The sequence below is a fragment of the Methanophagales archaeon genome, assembly GCA_021159465.1.
Taxonomy (GTDB): Archaea; Halobacteriota; Syntropharchaeia; order Alkanophagales; family Methanospirareceae; genus G60ANME1.
The window spans coordinates 1-26,331 of sequence record JAGGRR010000243.1 but is presented as its reverse complement, the minus strand read 5'-3'; the positions used below and the strand labels follow the sequence as shown (position 1 = coordinate 26,331).

Below are 26,331 nucleotides of genomic sequence, written 5' to 3'. Positions count from 1 at the left end.
AAAGCCGTTGGCTTTTAGATTTACTCTGTCCTCTGTGACAAAAATTGCTTTTATTTGTGTCGTTTTGATTGGCATTGCCATTTCTTCGGGTTTCAGGGATAAAGGAAGCCTACAAAGGCTTGTTGAATGGTGACATTTTGGAGGGGGTTATATTATTCTGATTTTAGATTGATTGATGTGATTAAAGGGATTATTTCTTGTGAATAAGACATAAGAGCTACACAAAAAAGAGAAGGGAAAGGTGGGAAGTAAGGGAGAAGGCACTGCTACATTTTACATTTACATTTACCTTTACTCCCTCGCTTCCACGATTTTTAACTTTTTAGCAATTTCACCATATCTTCTTTCTTCTCCTTGCGGCATACACTACAACACCTGCTATAGCTATGGCAGCTATGACACAGAGTCCAGGAATTGACGGTGTTTGTGTTTTCTCTGTTGGTTTTTGTGCCGGTGCCTCGGTAGCTCCGGGTGCTGGCATGATGCCCAGTTCGACCAGCGGATTTGCGCCCACTGCCATCCACCTGGCATTCATCTCTTTAACCGAGCCTTGATTTCCTAAATCTTTTTCCATAAGCACGGAGATATATTCCTCAGGCTTATGCTCCATGAGCACTACATCCGCTCTGAGCCGGGTCCACCACCATTTGTAGCTGCTAAAATCTTTTAAATCCTTCCTGGCGAATCCACAGTCAGAACAGACTTTGTCCCAGTCACAACCCAGGACTATTGCTTTTGCCTCTCCTGTCTTGCCTATTTTTACGTATATCCCCGCTATGTTCCTGTACTCAAGCGGGAGCTTTTCTTTGACACTGTCCGGGACATACGTTACAGCCATACATCTCTTCCCTACGGTGGAGTCAAATATCTGCTGTAAGGCATCGTCCTTGCACCATGGAGGAACAGCCCAAACAACCCATTTCTCGCCTTTCTCCAGCGGATAGTGTTCTTTCAGGTACTGTGCTATAAAGTAACCACTCGTGAGCCCGGGACAAATATGATTGTGTAGTTCCGCACTCCTTAAGAATTCATTACTTATCCCCTTGCTCCAGACAGCGCTTATGGTGAGAATGCTGAACTCATTTCCACCAAACGTTTTCTCATCAAAATTGTGATGCCATGCCTTTGCCCCTTCCTCGGTGATGAGTTTGTCTGGATCTATATTCTCTCTGGAAATCTTCGAGAATAAAGCATCTGCACCGACCTCCATAAACTCTGAAAGATTAAGATTAACTGTCCCTGCAGCTTCCCTGTCTAACCACGGCTTAAGGTAGCTATTGTTTACCTCAAGGTAGATGCAATCGCCTGTATCTTTGTCAAAGAAAGCAAACCAAAGCGGGTTATTATACGCGTGATGCACATTCACCAAATTCCCCTTACCTCGTGAGACACCTGCGGTCGTCATCACCCCGTTAAGGGCTCTTTCCGAGCTATACTTGCCAATGTTAGCTATATATCCAGCGTCAGTAAGTGCCAGAACGTTGGGGTCGCCTTTACTAAATCCTAACTCCTCCATCGCCATTTCCGCAGCTTTATACCCTACTAAATCCATCACTGACAGATCATTCTCTCCAACAAAGTCAACTAACGGATTTAATTCCGGATAATCACTGACGATACTCTCCTGTGCCGAACCCGGTACAATGAATACACCGCCTATGAATATCGCTATCGCTAAAACCACCACCGCCAATTTTCCAGCCATCATTTTTACTCTTTTTCACCTCCTGCATCTTAACACTATACTCTACAACGTAAATATTTGTTCCTATTTAAATAACTTTAGTATTATTATGTCATGGATTCAACTCGATTCTTCATTATTCCAATCATTTATCCGGAGAAGAAGGGGAAGAACACAAATATAAATAGTATTTTTGCCAATCACGTTCCTCCACTCGATGTATGGGCGGGAAACGTTTATTTGCTTGACGTTTTTTTTTGGGGAAAAATCAGACACGAATTCCTTAGAGGATAGTCAAAATGAGCGGAGACTACCACGCTAACGACGCTGTGGAGCTCTGTCCGTGCCTTTGCAAGCCTGAAAGGGGCTTAACTATGTCTCGATGAATGAAAAGCCAAGAGAGAGCCTTACACTACCAGACCCAAATTTATCTAAAGAACATAAGTAGTAATTAATAGAAGGGTGTGAGAATGAGCGACAAGGACAAGGATAAGGATAAAGGTAAAGTTAAGGGTAAGGAGATATGGATAAAAGCAGATGAGGGAACCTGGGAGGATAAGAAATCACGAATCACCGCCAGTTTAGAGTCGGGTATTGACGGTGTGCTGGTAGAAGAGAGTGATGTGAGCAAGGTAAAGGAGTTAGGCCGTATCAAGGTGGCTGCTATTGTACCCGATGAGATCCCTTTTGAGGTTGGAAAAGAAGCGGATATAATCGTCTACGGCAAGAGGAGCGAAGGAGATGGTACAAAACCCATTCCAGATGAGATAAACAAATCTGGTGTCTATAATGCTTTAAAGAGGACTTATGGTACACAAATGAATGCCGCATATGTGGAGATAAAGGGTAAGAAATATGAACGATTTGCAGTGGATGTCTCTGATTATTGCAATTATGTTATCGTAATAGGTAAGGACTGGAAGATAATACCATTAGAGAATATAATAGCGGAATTACAGAGGAAGGTGGTGAAGGTGATAGCGGGTGTACAGAATGCGGAAGAGGCACGGACAGCGCTTGAAACTTTAGAATATGGTGCCGATGGCGTTCTACTCGATACCAGTGATCCGTCCGTGATAAAGAGGGTGGTGGAGATAAGAGATGCGAGTGAGATGAGCAGGATTCCGCTCTTTTATGCGCGTGTGACAAACGTGAAGGAGCTCGAGATGGGCGATCGGGTCTGTGTGGATACCTGCTCACTGATGACGCCTGGTGAGGGAATGCTTATCGGTTCTCAGTCGTTTGCAATGTTCCTGGTGCATTCCGAGTCTGAAGAGAGTCCTTATGTGGCTGCGAGACCTTTCAGAGTGAATGCTGGTGCTGTACATGCCTATATACTGGTAGGTGAGAAGACGAGGTACCTCTCGGAATTGCGCTCAGGCGATGAGGTCCTTATTGTGAATAAGGAAGGAATAGCGAGGAAAGCGGTGGTTGGGCGAGTGAAGATAGAGAAGCGACCATTGATGCTCGTGGAGGCTGAGGTTGATATTCCAATTCCAGATAGCAAGGGTAAGAGTAAGAGGCGATGCAGTATTATACTACAAAATGCAGAGACGATAAAGTTAGTGGGCAAAGACAGACCGATTTCGGTCGTAGAACTGAAGGAGGGTGACGAGGTCCTTGTCCATCTCACAGAGTCTGCGCGGCATTTCGGCACCGCGGTAGAGGAAACGGTGATAGAGAAGTAAGTTTATGTTTGTGCCGGTAGCGGATGCAAAAGCAAAATCAAAAGTTCTGAATGAGATATGCAACGAGGTTATAGAGCAGATAAGACCGGGTGCTAAAGAGCAGGCGGAAGTAAAAGCCCTAACCGAGTTGATAATCACGAATTTGAATAGTAAAGCGGTGGAGATGGGTATAGACGCCCATGCTATCTCTGTTGGCTCCACTGCCAGGAACACATGGGTGAGTGGTGAAGCTGATATAGATATATTTATCATGTTCCCTGTGGAGACATCAGACCAGGATTTAAAGGAGAAAGGACTTGCGTTAGCAAAGAGTGTATCTGATAGGTATGAGGAGAGATACGCCTCGCATCCATACATCCATGCTTACTTCCATTTCGCTGATAGGGAGTACGAAGTGGACCTTGTACCCTGCTTCGCTGTGAAAGACCCCTCCAGATTGAAGTCCGCAGTGGATCGAACACCGTTCCATAACGAATATGTAATACAGAGATTGTCAGGGTCAGGACTCGAGGATGAGGTGCGATTATTGAAGCAGTTTCTGCGTTGTTTGGGTATCTATGGCTCCGAACAGAGACGAAAAGGCTTCTCCGGCTATCTCTGTGAATTGCTCATACTGAAATACCAATCATTCATTTCATTCCTGAAACATGCCGCAGAATGGCGTTATGGTGAGAGAATAGATATTGAGGGACATGGGAAGTATAGAGGTGATGAGCCACTGATTGTTATAGACCCCGTGGACCCCAAGCGAAATGTTGCTGCTGCTGTGTCTTTATATTCCTTTTCCAGATTGATAGATGCCGCACGCGAGTTCCTTGCGAGACCCTCACACGATTTCTTCCGGTTGAAAGAACCGAAGCCGCTGAGCGAATCGGAATTTCGGCGAATAGCAAAAGAACGTGGTACTGCTTTCGTAGTAGTTCGGTTCAAAGCTCCTGAGGTGGTGGAGGACATTCTATTCTCGCAGTTAAGGAAAGCAGAAATATCTGTCAGGAGACTGATAGAACGAAATGATTTCGTGGTGTACCGAAGTGGCGTGACGGCTGATGCTGATACTGATACTGATGAAGCGATAATGGTCTTTGAACTGCTTGTCTGGCAACTTCCCGCTATTAAAAAACATATTGGTCCTCCTGTTACTGCCAGACGACACGCAGAGAAGTTCAAGAATAAGCATTCGCCACCTTTTCTCATTGAAGATGGGAGATATGTAGTGGAAGTAAAGCGGAGATATACCGATGTAGTGAGCTTACTGAAGAACGAGTTAAAGTCTTGCAGTCTGGGCAAGCATGTATCGAAGGCGATTGAGGAGGGCTATGAGGTATCGTGGATAGAGGAGACACGATTCTCCACCGGCATTGGCTTATTCTTCCGCGATTACTTCGGCTATTCATGATATAACAGAACATGTCCTGATGATTCTAAAGGAAATTTCGTAGTTTATTCTATCCCGAAATATTCATTTATTGACTTTACTTCAAGTCTGCATCCGCTCTTCTTCATACCTAATATGGCAGATGCAGCCGCCTTCGCCGCCTCCTTCGTTGTTATGTATGGCACATTGAGATCAATACAAGCCCGTCTTATCTGGTATCCATCTCTGTACGACTGTCTGTCAGTAGTTGTGTTTATTACCAGCTTTATCTCTCCTGTGCGCATCAGCTCTATCACATTTGGCGAACCCTCATGCAACTTCTTCAGCTCCTTTACATCGAGCCCCCGTCGCCTCAGATAGGTAGAGGTGCCTTCAGTTGCAACGATTGCCAGTTCCGCCTCTCTCAATTTCCGCACCACTTCCACTATCTCATCCTTGTCTTCGTCACGGACGGAGATGAATACCATAGCGTTAGAATCCAGAGGCAATGGGTTCCCTGCTGCAAGTTCTGCCTTGAAGAACGCTTTATCAAACCCATTATTTATCCCCATCACTTCGCCTGTGCTCTTCATCTCTGGTCGTAAAATGGTATCCACACCTCTCAGTTTCATGAACGGTAATACCACCTCTTTCACTGCTACATGCTTGTGCTCCGGTTCTCGCTCTTTGATGCCCTGATCACGTAGCCGATGCCCCAGCATCACCTTGGCGGCGAGTTTCGCAAGTGGTATCCCCGTCGCCTTCGCAACATACGGGATCGTACGGCTCGCACGTGGATTCACCTCCAGCACATAAACCATACCGTCCTTGGCTGCCATCTGGATGTTAATCAACCCATTTATCCGTAAATTGAGCGCTATTCGCCGCATGTAATCCCGAACCAGCTCTATAACCTCCTTTGATAACGACTGTGGTGGTATAACACACGCAGAATCGCCGGAATGGATGCCCGCTTCCTCTATGTGCTCCATTATCGCTCCTATCAGTACCTCCTCGCCATCACATACTGCATCTACATCTATCTCAGTGGCTTTCTCCAGGAATTTGTCTATCAGCACTGGCTTCTCCTTCGATACCCGAACCGCCTCTCTCATGTAGCGCTCCAGCTCATCATCATCATGCACTATCTCCATTGCTCTGCCGCCAAGCACATAAGAGGGACGAACAAGCACCGGGAAACCAATCCGCGATGCCACACCCTTCGCTTCATCCACTGAAGTCGCATAACCACTATCTGCCTGTGGGATACCCAGTCGAAGGAGGAACTTGCTGAATCGCTCTCTGTCCTCCGCCATATCTATATTCTCAGTCTCGGTACCAAGAATTTGCGTATTTATATTCAGCCGCTCAAGTTCCTCTTTCAACGGAACTGCAAGATTGACCGATGTCTGACCGCCAAACTGTACCATCACACCGTCATACTTCTCCTTCTCAATCACATTCATCACATCTTCAAGCGTGAGGGGCTCAAAAAAGAGCTTGTCTGAAGTGTCATAGTCTGTGGACACGGTTTCAGGGTTGTTATTTATTATGTGTGCTTCTATCCCCTCTTCCTTCAATGCCTTTACCGCATGCACAGTGCAATAATCAAACTCGATACCCTGTCCTATCCTGATAGGACCTGCACCGATAATCAATACCTTCTTTGAGGTTGAGGGTTTCAATTCACACTCAGTCTCATAAGTTGAGTAGAAATACGGCGTCTTTGCTTCAAACTCAGCCGCACATGTGTCCACCATCTTATACGTCGGGATGACCCCTTTTGATACTCTCAGGTCATGTATCGCTTCACGGGTTCGCCCTGTTAACTGCCCTATTCGCGCATCAGTGAACCCCATCCTCTTCGCTTCACGCAATAGCTCCACGGTGAGTTCTGCTTCTCCACTCTGTAACTTCAATTCCATCTGCACTATCTTCGCTATCTTATGTATGAAGAACGGGTCTATACCGCTCAGTTTCGCTATCTCTTCTATACTGATGCCCCTTCTCAATGCTTCATATATAACAAATATCCGCTCATCTGTTGCTGTTTCCAATACCCGCTTCAGCTCAGCCTCGCTCCAGTCCTCATACCCAGCACCGAAGTCTCTATCTATATCCAGGGAACGAATAGCCTTCTGTAACGCCTCTTCAAATGTACGCCCTATCGCCATCACTTCGCCTGTGCTCTTCATCGAGGTCGTCAATCTCCTATCGGCATCCGGGAATTTATCAAATGGCCATCTTGGTATCTTCACCACCACGTAATCTATTGCGGGCTCGAAACTCGCTGGTGTCTCCCTTGTCACATCATTCCTTATCTCATCCAGATGGAGTCCAATAGCTATCTTCGCCGCCACTCTCGCTATTGGATACCCCGTTGCTTTTGACGCAAGTGCAGATGACCTCGATACACGAGGATTCACCTCTATCACCCTGTATGCACCATCCTTCAATGCAAACTGGATATTACACCCACCTTCTACTTTCAAAGCTCTTATTATCTTTATCGCCGCGGCACGCAACATCTGGTGCTCCTCGTCGCTTAACGTCTGTGAGGGCGTGACCACGATTGATTCGCCGGTATGAATCCCCATTGGGTCTATATTCTCCATGTTGCAGATTGTGATGCAGGTATCCTTTGCATCCCGGATCACCTCATACTCTATCTCCTTCCACCCGAGCACGCTCTCCTCTACCAGAACCTGATGTATCCGCGACATTTGCAATCCATAAGCAACTTGCGCTCTCAATTCCTCCATAGTTCGGGCTATACCTCCTCCGGTACCACCGAGTGTGTAGGACGGACGAATGATGAGCGGTAAACTCAACCTGGAAGCGGCTTCCTCCGCTTCTTCCACTGATCTTACCGTTACACCGCCAGGTATCGGCTCATTTATGCGCTCCATCGTCTGTTTGAACCTTTCACGCTCTTCTGCGTTATATATGGCTTCTAAAGGTGTACCAAGCACTTTTACATCATAATCGGACAAAACACCTCGCTCGGCTAATTCTGTCGTAAGGTTCAGTGCAGTCTGCCCACCCAAACCGGCTAATATGCCATCCGGACGCTCTTTCTCTACTATCCTCGCTACTATATCTGCCACTAACGGCTCGATGTATATGACATCTGCCATCTCAAAATCGGTCATTATCGTTGCTGGATTGGAGTTTACAAGTACTACGTGTACCCCCTCTTCCCTTAACGCCCGGCACGCCTGCGACCCGGAGAAATCGAACTCTGCTGCCTGCCCTATCTGTATGGGACCCGAACCTATTACCAGCACCTTCCTGATGTCTCCCGCTTTTGGCACTTCCTTTCCCTGACCCTATAAAACTATACGTAGTTACGTGGATTTAAGGATATATTCCCTGAGACTGAGAAGTACCACACTGATAATCATGCAAAGAGCCAGTGTGGAGATGATTATATTGAGTTCGGGGATTTTGCCTTCCTTTGTAAGTATCAATCCTCCAATGACCGCAGTCAGGATAAAAGTAATGCAAATAGCGAGGAAAAAACCTCTGAAGAGTGATTCCATGACCGCTTCTCCGTCTCTTGTTTTGTAGTACACAGTGCAGATGACAAAAGAAATAGCGAAGATCAACAATGTAAATGACGTCGGAACAGGATTCCCACGTTGCGTAAAGAATATCAAACCAAGAGCTATATAAAGCATCAGAAATGCGAGTGCCACTGATAAAGCCAGTGTATTCAGGTATCTCCTATACTTTCCTATCATCAGCAACCTCCAGCATCGGCAATATTTATTATATAAGTATCAATCTATCTATGTAAGTAAAGAATAGGCTGAGAGAGATGAAATTGAGTAGCCCGATGGAGGTGTGGAAGTATCTACCGGGAACAAATTGCAGGGAATGTGGCGAGAAGACATGCTTAGCCTTTGCATCTCTTCTTCTGGAGCGAAAGAGGAATTTGAGTGAGTGTCCACCTCTGTCTGAGCCAAAATACGCGGCTAAGGGTAAGAAGTTAGCAGAATTGCTGGCGCCCGAGGTGCGTGAAGTCCTGATAGGGGTAGGAGAGAACGCGATTAGAATAGGTGGCGAGGACGTCTTACATCGGCATGAACTCACATTCTTCAATCGAACAGCGCTTGTCTATGATGTCTGGGACACGATGCCAGAGGAAGAATTGAGAGCGCGAGTGAGGGCAATAACAGACTGGAAGAAGTTCTATGTTGGGGAATTCCTGAGATTGGATGGAATTGCCATTCGCTCAGTCTCATGTGATGCCGAACATTATAGAGCGTGTGTAAGAAGTGTATCTGAGGAAACAGATTTACCTCTTGTGCTCTGTTCTTTCGAGCCCAAGATACTGGAAGAGGGTTTGAAAGAGGTCCCTGAGAGGAATCCATTACTGTATGCCGCGAATGAGGCGAACTGGAGTGAAATGCTGCGTATAGCAACACATTATAAGGTGCCTGTTACGTTATACTCACCTGATCTTGATATGCTGACCCGAATGGCATTGACTTTCTCCCGTGAGGGTATAGATAGCTTGGTGTTAGACCCGGGCACATATCCCGTGGGTAAGGGGCTTGAAAGTACTTTTGAACGTTTCGTAAAGCTGAGGCGTGCAAGTATAGAAGAAGGCAACAGGGGAGTTGCTTATCCATTGATCGCCGTGCCAATGACTGCATGGATGGTACATGAGGATGCACTGTATACCTCTTATTGGGAAGCAATGATCGCCTGTCTTTTCATCATAAAATATGCTGATATAATGATCATGCACTCAATAGAACCGCACGCATTGATAACCGAGCGAACACTGGTTGCCAATATGTATACAGATCCAAGGCGTCCTGTGAGTGTGGAGCCAGGGCTGAGAGAGATAGGAAGTCCAGGTCCTGAATCGCCGCTCTTCGTTACTACCAATTTCGCATTGACTTATTATACTGTGGAGAGCGATATATCATCAAATAAGATAGACTCTTATCTGATGGTTGTGGATACAGATGGGATGGGTGTGGAATCCGCAGTTGCGGGAGGGCAGTTCACAGCGGATACGATAAAAGAGACATTAGAGGCGCATAATGTGGAGAGTAAAGTCAAGCACAAGACAATGGTATTGCCAGGACTTGCAGCACGATTATCCGGCGAGACAGAGGATATCACAGGTTGGACTGTGCTCGTCGGACCAAGAGACAGTGGCAGGATTCCCGGCTGGATGGATAAGAATTGGCCCCCGGAAACTTTCTCTTAATGCTTTTTCTTTTTAGAAAAGAAAAACTGTTCTATCAAACTTCCTTTTGAAAGAAAGTTTGATGGGGCAGCCCAGATTTGAACTGGGGTCCATGGCTCCCAAAGCCACGAGGATAACCTGGCTACCCTACTGCCCCCTTTAATAATTCACGATATAAATATATTAATTAGCCTTTGTCTTCATAAAAATCAATGCAAGAATAGTTCGCTCTCCCGTCAAACGATCCTTTCGCTTCCTTTATTCCTTTCTTCCCTTCGCATTCTCAAGTTCTGTTTGTTTTTTATAATAAGAATCTATAGCATAGACGTAGAGTAAGAGGAACCTATGAAATTGCAACTGCGGTTCCCGCCGCATTTACATGGCGTACCGAATACGGCGGAGGTAATACTTGAGACAGGAGCGAAAATGAATATAGACCGCGCGTATGTGGATGCAGTGCGAGGTGAACTTATCATTGATGTTCCTCGCGAGAAGGTGGACCGTGTAGTGGAACTATTCAAGCAAAAAGGTGTGGAAGTACGCAGATTAGTGAAACTGATCGCTTGGAATGAGGATAAATGTATCCATTGTGGCGCCTGTATCTCGGTTTGTCCATCGCATGTATTCAAGTTCGATCATACATGGCGGCTAAATCTGGATGAGGAGAAGTGTATCAAATGTGATGTGTGCGTAAGAGCATGCCCCATGGGCGCTCTGGCTTCCGTTAGCAATCAATCTTAATTTTTAATTTTAAATCTGGCTTCTTTCTTAAATCTCGAGATAGATATTAAGAATAATGACAGAAGAGGAGACACTTAGGAGTGAAACGGTATATAGGGGTAGAATCATTCAACTTCGGGTTGATACCGTCTCAGTCCCTGGTGGAGGAACAAAGAGGCGAGAGATAGTAGTACATCCCGGTGCGGCGGCTATTGTGGCGATGAGTGGTGAGGGCATATTGATGGTGGAGCAGTATCGGAAAGCGGTGGAGACCATGACGCTGGAGATACCCGCGGGTACGATTGAGGCAGACGAATCGCCAGAGGAGTGTGCAGCACGTGAGTTAATAGAGGAGACGGGATTTGAGGCTGCGACGCTGGATAAGCTGATAGAGTTCTTCCCCTCGCCTGGTGTCAGTAGCGAGGTGATTCACATCTTCAAGGCTGGCGATTTGAAGAGGGTTTCAGATCCAGAGCCTGAACTTACGGTTCGGTTTGTTCCCGTGGACAGTATACAGGATATGATAAGTAGAGGTGAGTTGAGAGATGGCAAGACGCTCATAGGCATATTGATGGCACTGAGATAACCTCTTTTGTCTTCAGATTTCTCCTCTAAATCAATTTATTGATGGTCTGTGCAATTACCCTGCCTATTCTATCACCATGCCTGGCGAAGCTCGAGCCCACGATTGAAAGAATAATTACGTAAGCCACGACAAGCGAGACTAAAAGCTCATAACTCATCATTTCCGGTCCCGGTCCGATTACCACAGCCAGCAGCACAATTGAAAACTCACCCCTTGGCGTTGTGTATGCCCCAATCCTTAATCCCGTTTCCAGCGAACCATGCAGTCGCTTCCCAATAAGTGCGCCACTGGCGAACTTTGCTAAAATGGAGATGGTTAGGAGTGCGAGAAGTGCGAGGATAAAATGTACCGAGGACAATGTTGCAAATTGGAATTTGGACAGCATTCCAAAGGAGAAGAAGAAAATGGTGAGGAATAAGTGCTTAAATGATATGGTGGCTTCAAAGAGCTTCCTGGAAGATTTAACTCCAGAAACCGCAGATCCAAGAAAAAACGCAACAATCACTTCGGGGATATGACAGTGTAGCAAAACACCTATGAGATGTGCAAATGCCGAAAATCCGAATATTAGTGCGAAAATAAGCAGTATTGGTATCTCATCATCACGCTCAAATAGAGGTGAGATGAAGTTGCTCAACCTTCTGATGAGAATCAAGGTGAATATAATGAGCAGCAAAGTCGTTACTAAACATATGGGGATCTTGCCGATGCTGCCGGACTTAATGGAAGTCAGCACCACAAGCAGGATTGTCAGTATTATGTCCTCGAATACCATCAGCCACACGACGGTCTCTGCTTCCGGATATATTAGCCTCTTGTTCTCTATCAGCGAGGAGATGGCAATTGCAGAACTGGTAATGTAAACTGCAGATGCGAGTATGAACGCCTCTAATAGGCTAAAGCCAATGAGGAGTCCGAGCGCAAATCCTGCGATGAAGTTCACACCGAAGTCTGTGCAACCTGCAAAAAGCCTCCCTTGCTCTTTTATGCCCCTGAAGTTGAACCTGAACTCATAACCAATGTAGAACATCAGGAGGATTACACCGACATTACCCAGCCATTGGATGAGGTCGTATGACGCTTCAGTAGAGATGATGTTGAATCCGCTCTTCCCGAAGATTATTCCAGCGATTATGTACGCAGGGATTGCAGCTTGTCTTAGATATTTCGATGCCAGTCCAAGAGCTAAGCAGGAGACCGTTACAATAGCTAAGTCCACCATAAAGGTCATTTATCTAATCCTGTCCCAGAATCTCCTCCACACATGCCCTTATCTGCTCTCGCTCACCTATCACCACTATCAGGTCCCCCTCCTCGAAGACCGTTTCCGGTGGCGGGCTGATGATGCTCTGTCCCCTTCTCGATAGAGCTATTATTGTGACGCCCGTCCTCTTCCTGATAGCCAATTCCTCGATGCTCTTTCCTACCATACCTTTTGTTACCGGGCATACATGGATGTTTATTCTGAGGTCAGAAATCTCGGAGAACGAGACCTCAACGTCCTCGCGCTCCACTGTGAGCATCGCTCCGGTCAAAACACTTCCGACACGCCGTGCTTCTTCAGGGGTCAGCCTTGTAACCGAAGGCTTCTCAGCCCCCGCTTCTAATACATACAGTTCTATCTCACCGGACGTTAAAAATATGACCGCTACTTTATCGCCTTTTGGACTTTCTATCTCATATTTAGTGCCTATCTCGGGAATTTCAGAGATTCGCATTTATCACACCCACACCCACACCACACCTGTTTTTAATTATTAATCCATGTTCTAATTTCAAACTTATCTATCGCTTTGAGATATTTTAATAGGGGTTAAGAGAAAGAGGAGATGCTGAGGGCAGAGTTAGAGAAGAGGGAGATAATAGATATAGCTAAGAAGATAATACACGAGAGTCCAGGTCCCATCTGCAATCACTGCCTTGGTAGACAATTTGCAAAGGTCTCTTCTGACGTATCGAATGAGAGACGCGGTGAGGTATTGAAAGAGATACTAAGGGAGGTTGGTGAAGAGATAGAGAGTGGCAAATGCTGGCTGTGCAACGGTCTATTTGAGAATGACAATCTGGATGAATGGGTAAGAGCAGCACTGGCGAAGCTGAAACAGTATGAATACGATACTTTTCTGGTGGGTACGAAGATGAGCGGGATGCTCATGGAGAACGAGGAGTTGATGTGGGAGATAGCAGGAGCGCTATTTGCCGAGCCATTGAAAGCGGAGCTGAACAGAGAGGTGGGTAAGAGGATAGAGCATGAGACAGGGAAGAAGGTGGATTTTGATACGCCCGAAATTGTTGTGATATTGAACCTGTGGAGCGGTGATTTTAATGTTGAGTTACAGGTGAAGCCTCTGTTCATCTATGGGAGATACAGGAAGTACAGGCGGGGAATACCGCAGACGAGATGGTTTTGCCGTGAATGTCATGGTAAGGGCTGTGAGAGATGCAATTTCACCGGTAAGATGTATGCGGAATCGGTTGAGGAATTGATAAAAAGCTCTATTATAGATGTGTACGGAGCTAAGGATGTGATACTGCACGGTTGTGGAAGGGAGGATATAGATGCTCGAATGCTCGGCTCAGGTCGTCCGTTTGTGGTGGAGCTGAGAGAGCCGAAGCGGCGGCAGCGAGTGGATTTGCGAGCATTAGAAGATAAGGTGAACGAAGAGAACAGAGCCAAATTGGAAGTCACCAATCTCGAGTATGTAAATAGAGAGATGGTTGCACTGATAAAGAATACGAGTGCAAGGAAGACCTACCGAATGCTGGTAGAGCTAAGAGGAGCAGTGACCGAGGCGAAATTGAGAGAAGCGGTGCAAGAGCTTGATGGAGCAGTGATAGAGCAGAGGACACCTTCGAGGGTGGTGCATCGTAGAGCGGATTTGATACGCAGCAGGCGAATATATGAGATGAAATTGCTAAACTACAGTGGTTCTACATGCGAGCTGGAAGTGAAATGTGATGGAGGATTATACGTAAAGGAGTTAATATCAGGAGATAAAGGACGAACAAGACCGAACCTCAGCGATTTGCTGGGTACAGGTACAGGTATAGAAGCGGAAGTAAAGGAATTGGATGTGATAGATGTAGAACTGGACACGAATCATGAAATCACAGTGGCAACCAGATAAGAGCTCCTTGCATCCTTAACCCGTACTTTATGGAAGGAACCGGGCGGCAAATCCTCCTCTATTATTATCGTCTTATAAGATGGGTCACGGGCGATTACACCGCCTTTATCTCCACGTTCCGTAACCAGAACCGGTAGTTCCGCTCCTAACAATTGATTATTAGCTGCAAGTGCTATCCTGTGATAAGTGGCTGACATTATTCGTGACCTTATCTTCTTATCGCGAGCCAGCATGTCCTTAAGCTTCGATGCTTCTGTCCCTGGTCGTGGTGAGAATCGCGTAATGTTCACCTTCTCCGGCTTTATTTCCTCCAGTAGCTGCATTGATGCCTGGAAATCGTCCTCACCTTCTGTTGGAAACCCAACAATAAAATCTGTACAGATGGTGCAGTAATGGAATCGCCTCCTTATTCTCCTCACTATCTCTATAAAGTCAGCGGCCTTGTAATTCCTGCGCATATCGCTTAGCACCTTATCAGAGCCCGACTGAACCGGTATATGAAAGAATTTGAACACCTTATCGGATTCAAAAGCCTCAAGGAGCTCGTGCTCGTCTATGATGCGGAGTAGTGTGAAAGGATTCATCATACCTATACGAAGTCTAAAATCACCTTCTACTTCGGTCAGCATCTGCAGTAGCTCGGGTAGTTTCACAGCCGTATCCATGCGATCGAACCCGTAAGCGGCGCAATCCTGGGCGGTTATTCTTATTTCTTTTACACCAGCCGCCACCGCGGACTTTAAGGCTCTGCATATCCTATCAGGACTCTGGCTCTTCAGTCTCCCTCTCGCTCTTTTCACAATGCAATAGGTGCATTCTCCAGAACAGCCCATTGCTATCGGGATTATACCAACCACAGAGGAGCTTTTATCAAATTCAAAATTAAAATCCATAATTGGATATAGCTCTTCGGGCGTTATCATGATTGTATCCTCACCCAGAATGCTCTTCACCAGTTCAGGCTGTGCCGCAGCCATACAGCCAGCTACGATTACCTGCTTGCCCTGCTTCTTCAGTTCCTCCAGCCGCTTCACCACGTTCAGTTCCGTCCGCTTCGTCACTGTGCATGTGTTCACGATGACACAATCGGCTTTATCTTTGTTATAGTCTGTTACCAGTTGATATCCACCCCTCTTCAATATAGTACGCAGCTTCTGCGTATCACCGGCATTTGCAGTGCAGCCAAAGGTTTCTATGTGGACCTGGACTTTTACTCCTGCATCTGCATCTCCGCCTGCTCTTGAGCCATGATGCTGGATAATATCATCCATCTCAAACTGATTCAACAATCAACCCTTTTGCGTTCGTCTTCAAAACCATCGTGAGTGCGCCAGTAAGAGCCATAGCCGTTTTTATCTTCATCAACTCCTTTGAGTCGCCTGGCGGCGGCAGTACCATAGCAGAGCCTGCACCACCCAGTTCCTCCAGACCACCTGCACCTGTCACCTTCGCTCCAGGTGCACCCAACTCCTGTGATAGCTTCACCAGCTCACTTAACCGTCGAGGAACGACCCCTATGGCATCCAGCAAGCCATGATTTATATCCATCAAGCTACCGAGGCGATAAATATCATGCTGTTCCAGTGCCATAATTGCATCTTTAGTTATCTCATCAGAGGCGTTGGCGATGTGCGCAAATATCTTTTTAAATGCTTCTCTTCGTGTTTTAACAGTTTCAACGAGCTTCTTCGTCTTCAGACTCAGTTCTGATATTCGCTCAACGCTCACACTCATCGGGATACAGCCGATAGTGCCTATAATCAGGTCTATCTCTGGCAGATATAAACGCTTCACTTTGCCATTCTCTATCAGTACGTAGCCCCCATAGGTCGAAATAGCGGTATCCACAGGGCTGGCATTACCCTGAACCGCTTTCTCTACATGGTGTGCCTCCTCTCTTATCTCTTCCAGATTTGGATTTTGTTCTCCACTATTACTATCACTATCCACTCCAAAGTATCTCCTGAGTGCGGCGATGGTGGCGACAGAAGTTGCAGCAGAAGAGCCCAAACCGGCAGAAAGCGGGATATCAGATTTTATTTTTATTTCTACACCCCCATCTATACCATATCTCGCTTCAAGATACTCAATTGCTCCTCTGACATACGCAATAGCGCTTGATGCACCTTCATAATCTATAAATGGCTGTGCCTTCCTCTCTCCTTCACCCTTTCCTTTTGCCAATTCCAGCTGGAACCCGAAAGAGGGTATATTCTCAACGTAGAGATGATAGCCACTCTTCTCCTTACCCCTACCAGAGACTTCAACAGTGAGTCGTAAGTTTAACGCGGTTGCAAGTGCCCGTTTATTATAGACTACAAAGTGCTCACCAAACAGTATCACCTTTGCAGGCACTGATGCCCTTATCTTCATTTTGCCATTAACTAACTTATGTTTGACTCGCTGATATAAAATAAAATATTGATAGCGATAGAGGAAGTGGCAACAAGAAACTAAAGAATAAAGATTGAGATATTCATTCATGAAGAGACGCAAATATCGGAAATACACTATACTATGCTGGACAGCAATTCAATTACTCAGCGGTTCAGGGTGAGAGGGGCGAGAGACAACAGCTCATTGAGCGTCTCTACGTGCATGTCTATCTCTATGTCTGTCTTCACGCATGATTTCGTATCCACTCCTGCTCCTGCTCCTACTCCTGTTCCTGTTCCTATTCCTATGACAGTACAACCAGCGGATTTGCCTGCCTGAAAGTCACTTTCGGTATCACCCACGAGTATCGCATTCTCAGGCTTCACTTTCAGTCTGCGGCACGCCTCTATCACCATTTCCGCATTTGGCTTACCTTCGTGCACGTCATCGCCAGTGATGACCACATCAAAGAGGTCTGCGAGCTGAAAGTGCTCCAGTATCCTGGCAACGTTCTTTTTCGGCGTGTTCGTTACCAGTCCAACCTTAAATTTATGTTTTATGCGGCTCAAGACCTCTTTTGCATCAGGGAACAGCTCTATAAGCTCTACCAGCTCCAGTTGTTTACCTATACAATAAAGTCCGGCTTCCTCACCAAGGTTCCACGCGTCCAGGTTATGCCTCAGGTCCGGACCCCAGCATTTTGCCTTAAAATCCTCTCTGCTTATCTCTTCTCTCTTGTATCTCTTTAGCATCGCATTAAATGCCCGGTACCAGCTCTCAAATGAGTTTATTATTACACCGTCGAGGTCGAACAACACTGCTTCTATCATCCGCTTATACAGTTCTTTCTTATATTATTGTATGTTAGTTATCTATAAATTAAAGTTAAGGTTGTAACAGAGGAAATGGCAACAAGAGAAGAATATTGGCTAAGACAAGCAAAGAGAGACCTGGAGCATGCCAGGCATGATCTTGAGGATGGCGATTATGAATGTGGGGATAAGATACTTCGATTAAGAAGTTAGTGGAAGAATCGCTCAGGGGATATCTGAAGGAGATAGAGGAAAAGCATCCGGAAGTGAAGCGTGTGCTCCTCTTCGGCTCTTTTGTTCGGGACGAATGCGTGCTTAGAAGCGATGTATTGGTAATATTCAGCACCAATCTCCAATCTAAAACGTACCCATGATCTTCCGCATGAGCACATGTTCCCTGATAAACTGCTCGCTGAGATTGTTTGTTGGCTCCATACGTGGATAAAAGCATGCACGTATACCAGTTTCCCATACCGTTCCTGATTCAAACTTCAGGAAAGTTTGATCAAAAAAGATATAGGGTACGGGTAGCTATACAAATACAAAAGACGAAGTTTTGAAAAAGATTCTCGTGGTTATCCTGACGACATCTGATTCCAAGCGGGATATCATAGATGGCTATCACCTGCAAGCCCCAGGCTACGTGAAGAAGCCAGTGGACATGGGGGATCTCAAGGATATTTATGGACATAATGATGCTTAGCAAATCGGACATGGAGTGGCTTCGTGAGATTGTTCAGGGTAAGATAGCACCGGTAGTCATGCTCACAGGGTTTGGTAGTGAAAATATTGCTGTCCAGTCAATTCACAATGGTGTTATTGATTATATCCCAAAAGACCACCACACAAAGGACCGGTTATGGAGTACTATAAAAGCAACACTGGAGACATGGAAGCGAATGCAGACGGAGGATGATAAGAAGAAGCTGATGTACGAACTGAAGGCTAAGAATACCAAACAGGAACGATTCATCTATACGCTATCACACGACCTTCGCGCTCCTCTACTTGCTATCCGGGGTTTTGAATCCATGTTGCACGACGATTTAAAGGAGAACGGCCGTGAGAGGGTGGTTAAAGACTTTTATTTTATAGATAATGCAGCAGCGAAGATGGAACAACTCATGGATGATTCATTGCAATTATCCCGTATCGGGCATGTGGCGAATCCACCCGAGGATGTGCCATTCTATGTCTATATCTATGATCTGCAAATGAGGTGTACGAAATTGTCCAGTATGAGCAGTCCCTTACGTGATGACTTCTCGGGATGGAACTGAACGCCGTAGATATTGCTATTATTCACCACCGCAGTTAACTGTAAGCCGTATTCTACTGATGCAATTATACTGGCTTCATTCTCAGGCACGCAATAATAAGAATGCACGAAATAGAAATAATCCGCTTCGGTAATCCCTTCCAGTAGCTCTGAGTGACGGTGCAGATGCAGATTGTTCCAGCCCATGTGTGGCACCCGCACGTAAGACGGTAAACGAACCACTCTCCCAGGGATGAGTGCAAGTCCCTTCTCTTCGCCCTCTTCGCTCTCTTCAAATAGGATCTGCATACCTATACATATCCCAAGCACCGGAACACCAGATTCCACAAGCCTAAACAACTCCGTTGAGAACGGCTTTAAGTTCCTTATGCCATCATCAAACGCGCCTACACCGGGAATAATAACACCATCAGCTTCTCTTAAGCTGCCAATATCAGCCTCACTAATAAGAACTGCATGGTTACAGACCTTCTTCAGCCCGTTGTATATACTGAATAGATTCCCCATCCCATAATCTATGATTGCAATCATATTATACTCACACCTTATTCTTACCCTCTTCTTAGAAAGAAGAGCTTTAGCAAAAGAAATATTTATTCAAATGTGACTCTCTGATACTATTGAGCTATGAAGGCGATCCTAGCACTTGAAGATGGAACAGTGGTGGAGGGTGTGGGCTGGGGTGCAGAGGGTATAGCACTGGGGGAACTCGTGTTTGCAACGCCTTTTACGGGCTACGAAGAGGCGCTTACTGATCCCTCGTACAGGGGGCAGATATTGATGCTCACATATCCTCTTGTTGGTAATTATGGTGTCAGCGGTGCCAGATTCCAATCAGATAGCATAAAGGTAGAGGGCTTTGTGGTCCGGGAGATGTGTGATTCTCCATCGCATTACAGGAGTAAGCGAGGTATAGATGAGTTCCTGCGGAATGAAGGTGTGCCAGCCATCAGCGGAGTGGATACGAGGATGTTAACGATAAAGACAAGGCGATACGGCACGATGAAGGCGTGTTTGATGGTTGAGCCAGAGAAAGAGACACAGGCACAGACACAGACCGAGAGTGGGATAAGGGAAGAAGCTAAAGCCAGAGCTCTGGAACTCGCGAGAGCTCAGCCCGATATCTCAGACTTGGATCTGATAGAGCGGGTTACATGCAAGACAGGATACAGGATACCGGGTAATGGGAAGAGGGTAGCAGTGATAGACCTGGGAGTGAAGCGGAACATAATAGAGAGCTTGAGGAAACGTGATTTTGACATCTTCGTCTTTCCTGCTACTGTAAAGAAATCGGAGATAGTGAATTTGGAGCCTGATGCTTTATTACTCTCTAACGGACCTGGCGACCCAAAGCGGGCAAAGAGTGCGATGAGCGTGGTGAAAGAGCTCGCGGGTACAATCCCTATCTTCGGGATATGTCTCGGACTGCAGGTAATTGCTCTTGCTCTGGGTTGCGACACGTATAAATTAAAATTCGGGCACAGGGGTGCGAATCAGCCGGTGAAGGACCTTAGAACCGCTCGTGTATACATAACCGCGCAGAATCATGGATTCGCAGTTGATAAAGATTCGATGGACGGTATCGTAGAGCTGACGCAGATAAACGCCAATGACGGCACGGTAGAAGCTTTCGAGGAGTCCTATCTGGGTATTAAATGCGTCCAGTACCATCCAGAGGCGAGTCCAGGTCCATGGGATACCGAGAAGATATTCTTTGATGAACTCATGCGAGTGGGCAGATGATATGATAGAAGATGCAGAGGGCTTGATAAAGCGGGAAGAGATTTTAAAACACCTGGGGCTGCGTGGGAAGCATATACTTGATATAGGTGTAGGTCAGCTTTCGATAATTGCAGCTCGGGATTTCAATTGCAGGGTTACCAGCATAGATATTTCGGAATCGGCATTGAGGGATGCGAAACGGGATGCGGAATCGGAAGGAGTAGCGGATAAGATAACTTATGAGCTCGGAGATGCGACATCTCTTCGTTACGGTGATGCAAGTTTCGATGCGGTGATCAGCTATGGCGCGTTGCATCATGTAGAGCCGGATAAGCGAGGCGAGTTTGTGAGTGAAGCATGCAGAGTGGCGCGAGATAAAGTCATTATTGCGGAATTGAATACTGTGGGCTTTCACCGGATACATGGCTCCAGCAGTTTTAAAGCCGTTGATCTCGAGTGGTTGAAGAAGGAACTGAGTTCGTTTGGCGTGCTGGAAGAGTATATCGGTACGGCAATGAATGTTTATGTGTTGAAGAAGTCAAAAATAAAGTCATTCCGGTAAATTAACATTAACGAATATCGGTGGATTTACGCTTGTAACGCTCAGTGATAAAGACCCGTTTTGCTCTGTACCTCACTTTCGCTTCATCATAACCATATTGCTCCACGAGCTTCGCAAGCAATCGCTTTTTACTCTCTCCCTCGAGTCCCAGGTCCGACATTATCGCTTCTACTATCCTGTCCTTGTCCTTGCCCTTATTCTTATTCCCAAGCTTATCTTCTTCGCTCATCTATCGTATTGCGGATTACGGATTGCGGAGCTGTGTTCGTTTATTTAGTCGTTTGTATTTGTACTTGTACCATCCAGTATATTTATTGTCTCTTCTTATATTTAGGTAGTCTCACTTTTAAATGTTGTTAGACATATAGCAGCAACAGAACATAAAAAAAGAACGGTGAGACCTGTAAAGGTGTCCAGCGTTACCAGTGCAAGACCTGCAGGCGGACATTCACAGAGACCTCTGGGAGGCTGCGTGAACTGGAGGAGGTATTTTTTAAGAATTTCTGTGAATATTCCGTGTTTCCTCATAAGCTTTTATGCCCTCCTGCTGTTATTTCCGTCACGCATCTTATTATACATTTGCATCAACGCTGAAAAAATATGAATAAGCCATCTACTCTCTTCTCTCCTCTTTAAACGCTCAACTGCATTTCTTAAAACCTCCTCATCCATGTATCCCTTTTCAACACTCCCTGAAATATAAGAATGCAATAGCCGAATATGTCCTGCAATCACACGCTCACTTTCCTCTCCTATATTGAATTTGAACATCACCTCACAAACCGTTATTGCATCCTCTATTCTTCGCTCATTCGTGAAAAGATTTCCCGCACGCAGCATATCCTCCCTCGCTCTGTTATACTTGCCTAATCCCACATAAGCAAGACCTCTGTTGTAGTATGCTTCCGCATCATCAGGATTCAGTTTTATCGCCTTATTGAAATCTTCTATCGCTCTGTTATACTTGCCTAATCCCACATAAGCGACACCTCTGTTGTAGTATGCTCCCGCATATTCATTTAGTTTCAGAGATGTGCTATATGCCTTGATTGAATCCTCAAAATTCTTCTGTTCATATAAAGCATTTCCGAGATAGAAGGAATGTGCTGCAAGAGAGAGGCGAGCAATATCCTTTCCAGGAGCTTCAACATGTTCCGCTTTTTTGAAAGAATCATAGGCGAAGAAAAGCATATCAATATCAGGTGCACTTTGAACAGCATCCGCTATCAGGTAGAAGAACCCCATATTTATTTTTCCTTCAACAAAAGCCTTTTTTATCTCCTCTCTTATCACTGCCTTCGCATCCATTAAATCTAAAGAGGCTTCAAGGAACTTTTCAGCAAGTTCTCTATCTTCTATTCCGCCTTCTATCGCACTATTTATCGCATTTCGCCAATACTGTGATAATGAATATACCCATCCTTCACTCTGCATATATTTTTTAAACGCCTCTTTCTGCTCTTTTGCCTCATCTCTTTGTGCAATTCTTTCATAAATAGCATCGTAAAGGAATATTGAGAAAATTCTGAGCTTTGAGATTGTGATTAAGAGCTTAATGAAAGTCATATCACCTTCATCGCCACGCAATAATTTTCTTATTGTGTCCATCAGAATGTTCTTAACGCCTTTTGGCAATCTCTCTATTTCTTCCATGCTGAGTGTTCTATTGTGATGTTCATGCATCAAATGTCGTATGTAGAAAGGGGCGTTGTTTGACCTCTCAACCAATAATTGCATCGCTTTGTTCAGCACTTCGCTCATTCTTCCGCTCTCAATCATTTCACATGCTTCATCTGGAGGAATGCCAGCAATACTTACATTGAAATACTTTATGTAGCTCGCAATAATCTTCCGCATATCATCCGCCTCAGGTTTTACTTCATAAGGTATCAGTTCAAACCCTCTATCATAAACAACTCTCTGAAGAATGTCTTTTTCAGGATTTCTCATCGTTATAATCATTTTTGCACGGTTTCTCTTTGCAAAATCAACAATTCTCTCGCATTTATTCCTTAAAGCCTCCACATTCACATTGCCACCCGCTTTCAAATGTCCGAGAGCATCAATTACAATGAACTTCCTATATTCATGCTCCACCTGTGATATAGATGATTCGTATTCGTACGAATTAAGGAATATAACTTCTCCCTTCCCCCGCTCGATAATACGCTCAACAAGAAGAAGCATGTATGTCGTCTTTCCCACACCTATATCGCCGTGTATAGCGAGAATCTGCCCCTCCGAAGGCTCTTTAAACTCATAATAATTATATACGGTTGTTTTAAACTCTTCCCATGTATGAAATCCCTTCTTGTAGGGCGTTTCTAAAAATCTATCATCTTCAACTACATTCTTCAATTCATCTTCATTACTCACACGCTTATACGCCTCTATTGTTCTTATTGCAGGTCTTTCTTCAAGCTCAGGGGGTTCATTAACATTAAAATCAAGTTCAAAATGCAAATTATATTGCTCAAGGACATCTCTTACACTATTCAATTCCTCTTCAATTTTCTCTTTCACTTTATCTGCGACATTGTTTTCCTTATGGTCTTTGTATTTCAGGAGCATTTCTACATATATCTCGCTTCCTTTTATCTCAACTTTCTCCACTATTTCGTGTTTCCAATATTCTTCTTGGGATTCCCTCGGGATTTGTGGTAGATGTCTGTATTCTTCTGGGGGTAAGCGATTCTTACCGCAGTCAAGGGCATCCGCGAGCCTGAGCAATGCTGCTAAAAGTCTTGTGCGAACATTCTCACTTGCGGCATGAATTTCCTCAGGAACTTTATTTATATCCTCCTTACTGCTGTGAGCATAGCAAATCCATTGAATAATTGTCGCTTCTGTTTCATCACTTAACCCTATTTCTCTCCAATGCTTGCTGATATGTTCAGCACTTCGCTTGTGATGTTCTTTCCTGATTCTATTGCAAATTTCAGGATTATTAATATCCTCTCCTTCCCGCATTAACATCCCGATGTCATGGAGCCAAGCGCCACATTTCAGCAAGAAATTCTCATATTCACTTAGATTCACACCTTCGGTAAGTTCATTCAGTATTTTGATTACTGCCTCTGAATGCCCTACACTGTGGACAGTGTAATATCTGAAAAGACCATGAGAGTGTATATAAGGTAGTTTTCGCATGCAAAATTCCTTTATTTTTTCAAGTCTTTCCCCGAGATTATGATTAGACATGAATCTCACCATCCCATGAGGGTTTCTTATAGGTTTTATTGTTATTTTTCATAAAGATTACTTGCCTGAATATTATAAACAATCATCACATCAATTGTTTCAATCCCCAAAACCCGGACAAAATTCATTTCCGGTTTTAACTTAGGAATTAGGAATTTAAGAGTAAAGTGCCATAACTTATCACTATTTTTAAATATCTTCTACTTCTAATGGGGTGGATATGAACACAAAAGAGATGACCGCCAGCTTGGTACGCGATTTCTTAGAATCGCATCCCCCTTTAACTCGCCAATATACCTTTCTGATAATACGGGGTATTTAGTTTTGCCATCTTTTAATCCAATTAATACATAAGAAGGCATGTTAAAAAGAAGAGTCACTTCTTCTAAGTCAATTATTTTAATTAACCTTATAAAGGGCTTCCTAAACTTTCTAAAGTTCATGTGATGGATTGTTCCTGCTAAAACGCTCCTCGGCATTACAAAAGCAATTATCGCTTCTCTTTTTAAGTATAAATCAGCGCATTTGCAGAAAAAGAGTGTCGCGAGTTCCATTTGAGTAAAAAGATGACATCTCTATTTTCAAGTAGGTGGTAATTCAATCTATAATCTATTTTCGCCCCTTTTATTTCTAAAGGCGGGCTTGGAACAAGAAACTAAAGCGTGAGTGAATAAGGCAATCCATCTCTACTGCCGTATCTGCGAATGCAGTAAGAAGCCAGTAGATTACCGGCTCGGGCACACTCGTATATGCTCTTGCTATGAAGAAGTCCATACAGGAACCCGGCAGCAAATGCATCACCCGCGCCTGTTGTGTCCACGATATCGGCTGTCGGATATGCTTCCACCAGATACGATTCAGCCGCTGTATTCACTACATAACAACCTCGCTCACCGAGTGTGACACATACAATGGATGCACCGATATCAAGTAGCTTAGAAGCACGATGCTCATAAATGTCGCCCGATACCAGCGATTCTAACTCATTCTCACTGAGGAAGACCACTTCACTTCGTTCTATGATAGTGTACAAATCGGCGAGTTCATACTTAGAGCATAGCATTCCGGGGCTGAAACTGAGTTTCGATTTCGATTCTTTCAGTTGCGTTGCCACTTCGCATAGCATCTCCAGTTGTGCTCGATTCACGAAAGAGCTCATGTGTACAAATTTAGAATTCGCTACAAACTCCATATCTATATCATTGATACGAAGTTCATCATTCACACCGGGATAGATATAGAGAGTTCTCTCTCCTTTAGAATCTATAAACCCTATTGCAGCACCTGTACAGCCATTAATCCTCTTTATCACGGCATCAACGCCCTCTTTCCTGAATGTATTGAGAATTATATCGCCCTCATTATCATTCCCAAGCACGCCAATAAAGCCAGTATCAACACCAAGCCGCGCCAGAGCAACGATTGTGTTTGCGGCTGAGCCACCTGGTGCCTTATTTATATCTATGATGCCGACCTCTTCACCTGGTCCTGCTATCCGCTCCACAACATACAGGACATCGTAATTTAAAGCACCGATGCCAATCACTTCTTTCAGCGCCATATAATCTTCTCTTTCTTACTAAACTTCTCTTTCTTACCGATACCTCCCTCTTCTGTCTCTTTATATCTACTATAAAGATAAGCAACGATGAACATGAGTGTGATCACAGCAGCAATTACCACAATTATGAGTATCGTTCTAGACAGACTATCGAATATCGGGAACACAGATGTGGGCGTTAACCCTGATAGTCTTGGGGTTGGTGTAGTTACTGGTACAGGACTCGGACTCAGTCCCGGTACCCATACCTCCTCAGAGGATGGTACAGAAGCAGGTGCAGTGGGAGTTGTTGGTCGAGAAGCCATGCATGCTACACACTTTGGATTTGGATCACATGGATCTTCGGGGTTGGTATCCTTAAGCATCTCCATAATATCTGTAATGCCATCGTCGTCACTATCAAGGGGTGCTCTGCCGCCGCCACCGCCACCGGCGACTCTTGGTCGGGGTGT

The 26,331-nt window shown here is 45.0% G+C and carries 25 protein-coding genes, 1 tRNA gene and 1 pseudogene; 11 read left to right on the top strand and 16 right to left on the bottom strand.

Annotation, left to right across the window (positions count from 1 at the left end):
- Nucleotides 1-331: 331 nt before the first annotated feature.
- A complete protein-coding gene (locus J7J01_10190; protein ID MCD6211227.1) occupies nt 332-1,708 on the bottom strand; it encodes a hypothetical protein in 1,377 nt (458 codons plus the stop codon).
- Between the two features lie 446 nt (nt 1,709-2,154).
- Between J7J01_10190 and J7J01_10185 the strand changes: the two genes are divergently transcribed.
- Both J7J01_10185 and J7J01_10180 read left to right on the top strand, forming a co-directional pair.
- Complete coding sequence (locus J7J01_10185) at nt 2,155-3,372, top strand: 3-dehydroquinate synthase II (GenBank protein MCD6211226.1); 1,218 nt, start codon at nt 2,155-2,157, stop codon at nt 3,370-3,372.
- Between the two features lie 4 nt (nt 3,373-3,376).
- Nucleotides 3,377-4,768: a CCA tRNA nucleotidyltransferase gene (locus tag J7J01_10180; GenBank protein MCD6211225.1), complete on the top strand. Its 1,392-nt coding sequence runs from the start codon at nt 3,377-3,379 to the stop codon at nt 4,766-4,768.
- Between the two features lie 44 nt (nt 4,769-4,812).
- On the opposite strand, the gene carB is transcribed toward J7J01_10180, so the two are convergent.
- Together carB and J7J01_10170 are read right to left on the bottom strand one after the other, a co-directional pair.
- Nucleotides 4,813-8,040, bottom strand: coding sequence for a carbamoyl-phosphate synthase large subunit (gene carB, locus J7J01_10175; protein ID MCD6211224.1), 3,228 nt, complete (start codon nt 8,038-8,040; stop codon nt 4,813-4,815).
- Nucleotides 8,041-8,073: 33 nt separating this feature from the next.
- Nucleotides 8,074-8,469 (bottom strand): hypothetical protein, encoded by a 396-nt coding sequence (locus J7J01_10170; protein MCD6211223.1) that lies wholly within the window; start codon nt 8,467-8,469, stop codon nt 8,074-8,076.
- A 77-nt stretch (nt 8,470-8,546) separates the two neighbouring features.
- Here J7J01_10170 and J7J01_10165 point away from each other — a divergent pair, with 77 nt between their 5' ends.
- On the top strand, nt 8,547-9,953 hold the full coding sequence (locus J7J01_10165; protein ID MCD6211222.1) for an acetyl-CoA decarbonylase/synthase complex subunit gamma: 1,407 nt from the start codon (nt 8,547-8,549) through the stop codon (nt 9,951-9,953).
- A 62-nt stretch (nt 9,954-10,015) separates the two neighbouring features.
- Here J7J01_10165 and J7J01_10160 read toward each other — a convergent pair.
- Nucleotides 10,016-10,089 (bottom strand) — tRNA-Pro (locus tag J7J01_10160).
- A gap of 188 nt (nt 10,090-10,277) precedes the next feature.
- Here J7J01_10160 and J7J01_10155 point away from each other — a divergent pair.
- On the top strand, nt 10,278-10,673 hold the full coding sequence (locus J7J01_10155) for a 4Fe-4S binding protein (protein ID MCD6211221.1): 396 nt from the start codon (nt 10,278-10,280) through the stop codon (nt 10,671-10,673).
- A 55-nt stretch (nt 10,674-10,728) separates the two neighbouring features.
- Nucleotides 10,729-11,238 carry an NUDIX hydrolase gene (locus J7J01_10150; GenBank protein ID MCD6211220.1) on the top strand — a complete coding sequence of 170 codons (510 nt, stop codon included), beginning with the start codon at nt 10,729-10,731 and terminating at the stop codon, nt 11,236-11,238.
- A 25-nt stretch (nt 11,239-11,263) separates the two neighbouring features.
- On the opposite strand, the gene J7J01_10145 is transcribed toward J7J01_10150, so the two are convergent.
- Nucleotides 11,264-12,469: a cation:proton antiporter gene (locus tag J7J01_10145; protein MCD6211219.1), complete on the bottom strand. Its 1,206-nt coding sequence runs from the start codon at nt 12,467-12,469 to the stop codon at nt 11,264-11,266.
- A 4-nt stretch (nt 12,470-12,473) separates the two neighbouring features.
- A complete protein-coding gene (locus J7J01_10140) occupies nt 12,474-12,956 on the bottom strand; it encodes a cation:proton antiporter regulatory subunit (GenBank protein ID MCD6211218.1) in 483 nt (160 codons plus the stop codon).
- 111 nt (nt 12,957-13,067) lie between these two features.
- Between J7J01_10140 and J7J01_10135 the strand changes: the two genes are divergently transcribed.
- Nucleotides 13,068-14,366: a tRNA pseudouridine(54/55) synthase Pus10 gene (locus J7J01_10135; protein MCD6211217.1), complete on the top strand. Its 1,299-nt coding sequence runs from the start codon at nt 13,068-13,070 to the stop codon at nt 14,364-14,366.
- Here J7J01_10135 and J7J01_10130 read toward each other — a convergent pair.
- From J7J01_10130 to J7J01_10120, 3 genes are all read right to left on the bottom strand, one after another.
- The gene (locus tag J7J01_10130) at nt 14,339-15,652 is read right to left on the bottom strand and encodes a tRNA (N(6)-L-threonylcarbamoyladenosine(37)-C(2))-methylthiotransferase (GenBank protein MCD6211216.1); all 1,314 of its coding nucleotides are present in this window, start codon (nt 15,650-15,652) and stop codon (nt 14,339-14,341) included. The two genes, J7J01_10135 and J7J01_10130, sit on opposite strands and share 28 nt — an antisense overlap.
- A complete protein-coding gene (gene mvk, locus J7J01_10125; GenBank protein ID MCD6211215.1) occupies nt 15,639-16,739 on the bottom strand; it encodes a mevalonate kinase in 1,101 nt (366 codons plus the stop codon). The genes J7J01_10130 and mvk overlap by 14 nt, the downstream gene beginning before the upstream one ends.
- A gap of 167 nt (nt 16,740-16,906) precedes the next feature.
- Nucleotides 16,907-17,572 (bottom strand): HAD family hydrolase, encoded by a 666-nt coding sequence (locus J7J01_10120; GenBank protein MCD6211214.1) that lies wholly within the window; start codon nt 17,570-17,572, stop codon nt 16,907-16,909.
- A 75-nt stretch (nt 17,573-17,647) separates the two neighbouring features.
- On the opposite strand from J7J01_10120, the gene J7J01_10115 reads away from it, so the two are divergent.
- Nucleotides 17,648-17,767, top strand: a complete 120-nt coding sequence (locus J7J01_10115; protein ID MCD6211213.1) for a HEPN domain-containing protein — start codon at nt 17,648-17,650, stop codon at nt 17,765-17,767.
- A 104-nt stretch (nt 17,768-17,871) separates the two neighbouring features.
- Here the strand turns inward: J7J01_10115 and J7J01_10110 are convergent.
- Nucleotides 17,872-18,038, bottom strand: a pseudogene (locus J7J01_10110) (transposase).
- Between the two features lie 72 nt (nt 18,039-18,110).
- Between J7J01_10110 and J7J01_10105 the strand changes: the two are divergent.
- Together J7J01_10105 and J7J01_10100 are read left to right on the top strand one after the other, a co-directional pair.
- On the top strand, nt 18,111-18,257 hold the full coding sequence (locus tag J7J01_10105) for a hypothetical protein (GenBank protein ID MCD6211212.1): 147 nt from the start codon (nt 18,111-18,113) through the stop codon (nt 18,255-18,257).
- A complete protein-coding gene (locus J7J01_10100; protein MCD6211211.1) occupies nt 18,238-18,834 on the top strand; it encodes a hypothetical protein in 597 nt (198 codons plus the stop codon). The genes J7J01_10105 and J7J01_10100 overlap by 20 nt, the downstream gene beginning before the upstream one ends.
- Here the strand turns inward: J7J01_10100 and hisH are convergent.
- Entirely contained in the window at nt 18,756-19,364 is a 609-nt protein-coding gene (gene hisH / locus J7J01_10095; protein MCD6211210.1) for an imidazole glycerol phosphate synthase subunit HisH, read from the bottom strand. The two genes, J7J01_10100 and hisH, sit on opposite strands and share 79 nt — an antisense overlap.
- 96 nt (nt 19,365-19,460) lie before the next feature.
- Here hisH and carA point away from each other — a divergent pair, with 96 nt between their 5' ends.
- Both carA and J7J01_10085 read left to right on the top strand, forming a co-directional pair.
- Nucleotides 19,461-20,576, top strand: coding sequence for a glutamine-hydrolyzing carbamoyl-phosphate synthase small subunit (carA, locus tag J7J01_10090; GenBank protein MCD6211209.1), 1,116 nt, complete (start codon nt 19,461-19,463; stop codon nt 20,574-20,576).
- On the top strand, nt 20,551-21,117 hold the full coding sequence (locus J7J01_10085) for a class I SAM-dependent methyltransferase (GenBank protein MCD6211208.1): 567 nt from the start codon (nt 20,551-20,553) through the stop codon (nt 21,115-21,117). The genes carA and J7J01_10085 overlap by 26 nt, the downstream gene beginning before the upstream one ends.
- 7 nt (nt 21,118-21,124) lie before the next feature.
- Here J7J01_10085 and J7J01_10080 read toward each other — a convergent pair whose 3' ends face one another.
- From J7J01_10080 to J7J01_10060, 5 genes are all read right to left on the bottom strand, one after another.
- Nucleotides 21,125-21,346 (bottom strand): hypothetical protein, encoded by a 222-nt coding sequence (locus J7J01_10080; protein MCD6211207.1) that lies wholly within the window; start codon nt 21,344-21,346, stop codon nt 21,125-21,127.
- 305 nt (nt 21,347-21,651) lie between these two features.
- Nucleotides 21,652-24,267 (bottom strand): tetratricopeptide repeat protein, encoded by a 2,616-nt coding sequence (locus tag J7J01_10075; GenBank protein MCD6211206.1) that lies wholly within the window; start codon nt 24,265-24,267, stop codon nt 21,652-21,654.
- 257 nt (nt 24,268-24,524) lie between these two features.
- Nucleotides 24,525-24,872, bottom strand: a complete 348-nt coding sequence (locus tag J7J01_10070) for a hypothetical protein (GenBank protein MCD6211205.1) — start codon at nt 24,870-24,872, stop codon at nt 24,525-24,527.
- A gap of 101 nt (nt 24,873-24,973) precedes the next feature.
- Nucleotides 24,974-25,879, bottom strand: a complete 906-nt coding sequence (locus J7J01_10065) for a carbohydrate kinase family protein (GenBank protein ID MCD6211204.1) — start codon at nt 25,877-25,879, stop codon at nt 24,974-24,976.
- A partial coding sequence (locus J7J01_10060; protein ID MCD6211203.1) for a hypothetical protein occupies nt 25,870-26,331 on the bottom strand: 462 nt, incomplete at its 5' end. The genes J7J01_10060 and J7J01_10065, both read right to left, overlap by 10 nt.

What these genes read in the sequence shown, in the direction of transcription:
- J7J01_10185 (MCD6211226.1), top strand. Translation starts at nt 2,155, where the DNA reads ATGAGCGACAAGGACAAGGATAAGGATAAAGGTAAAGTTAAGGGTAAG.
- J7J01_10085 (MCD6211208.1), top strand. Translation starts at nt 20,551, where the DNA reads ATGAACTCATGCGAGTGGGCAGATGATATGATAGAAGATGCAGAGGGC.
- J7J01_10135 (MCD6211217.1), top strand. Translation starts at nt 13,068, where the DNA reads ATGCTGAGGGCAGAGTTAGAGAAGAGGGAGATAATAGATATAGCTAAG.
- carA (MCD6211209.1), top strand. Translation starts at nt 19,461, where the DNA reads ATGAAGGCGATCCTAGCACTTGAAGATGGAACAGTGGTGGAGGGTGTG.
- J7J01_10075 (MCD6211206.1), bottom strand. Translation starts at nt 24,267, where the DNA reads ATGCGAAAACTACCTTATATACACTCTCATGGTCTTTTCAGATATTAC.
- hisH (MCD6211210.1), bottom strand. Translation starts at nt 19,364, where the DNA reads ATGATTGCAATCATAGATTATGGGATGGGGAATCTATTCAGTATATAC.
- J7J01_10120 (MCD6211214.1), bottom strand. Translation starts at nt 17,572, where the DNA reads ATGATAGAAGCAGTGTTGTTCGACCTCGACGGTGTAATAATAAACTCA.
- J7J01_10190 (MCD6211227.1), bottom strand. Translation starts at nt 1,708, where the DNA reads ATGATGGCTGGAAAATTGGCGGTGGTGGTTTTAGCGATAGCGATATTC.
- mvk (MCD6211215.1), bottom strand. Translation starts at nt 16,739, where the DNA reads ATGAAGATAAGGGCATCAGTGCCTGCAAAGGTGATACTGTTTGGTGAG.
- J7J01_10140 (MCD6211218.1), bottom strand. Translation starts at nt 12,956, where the DNA reads ATGCGAATCTCTGAAATTCCCGAGATAGGCACTAAATATGAGATAGAA.
- J7J01_10150 (MCD6211220.1), top strand. Translation starts at nt 10,729, where the DNA reads ATGACAGAAGAGGAGACACTTAGGAGTGAAACGGTATATAGGGGTAGA.
- J7J01_10065 (MCD6211204.1), bottom strand. Translation starts at nt 25,879, where the DNA reads ATGGCGCTGAAAGAAGTGATTGGCATCGGTGCTTTAAATTACGATGTC.
- J7J01_10070 (MCD6211205.1), bottom strand. Translation starts at nt 24,872, where the DNA reads ATGGAACTCGCGACACTCTTTTTCTGCAAATGCGCTGATTTATACTTA.
- J7J01_10180 (MCD6211225.1), top strand. Translation starts at nt 3,377, where the DNA reads ATGTTTGTGCCGGTAGCGGATGCAAAAGCAAAATCAAAAGTTCTGAAT.
- J7J01_10165 (MCD6211222.1), top strand. Translation starts at nt 8,547, where the DNA reads ATGAAATTGAGTAGCCCGATGGAGGTGTGGAAGTATCTACCGGGAACA.
- J7J01_10145 (MCD6211219.1), bottom strand. Translation starts at nt 12,469, where the DNA reads ATGACCTTTATGGTGGACTTAGCTATTGTAACGGTCTCCTGCTTAGCT.
- J7J01_10080 (MCD6211207.1), bottom strand. Translation starts at nt 21,346, where the DNA reads ATGAGCGAAGAAGATAAGCTTGGGAATAAGAATAAGGGCAAGGACAAG.
- J7J01_10170 (MCD6211223.1), bottom strand. Translation starts at nt 8,469, where the DNA reads ATGATAGGAAAGTATAGGAGATACCTGAATACACTGGCTTTATCAGTG.
- J7J01_10100 (MCD6211211.1), top strand. Translation starts at nt 18,238, where the DNA reads ATGGACATAATGATGCTTAGCAAATCGGACATGGAGTGGCTTCGTGAG.
- J7J01_10115 (MCD6211213.1), top strand. Translation starts at nt 17,648, where the DNA reads ATGGCAACAAGAGAAGAATATTGGCTAAGACAAGCAAAGAGAGACCTG.
- J7J01_10155 (MCD6211221.1), top strand. Translation starts at nt 10,278, where the DNA reads ATGAAATTGCAACTGCGGTTCCCGCCGCATTTACATGGCGTACCGAAT.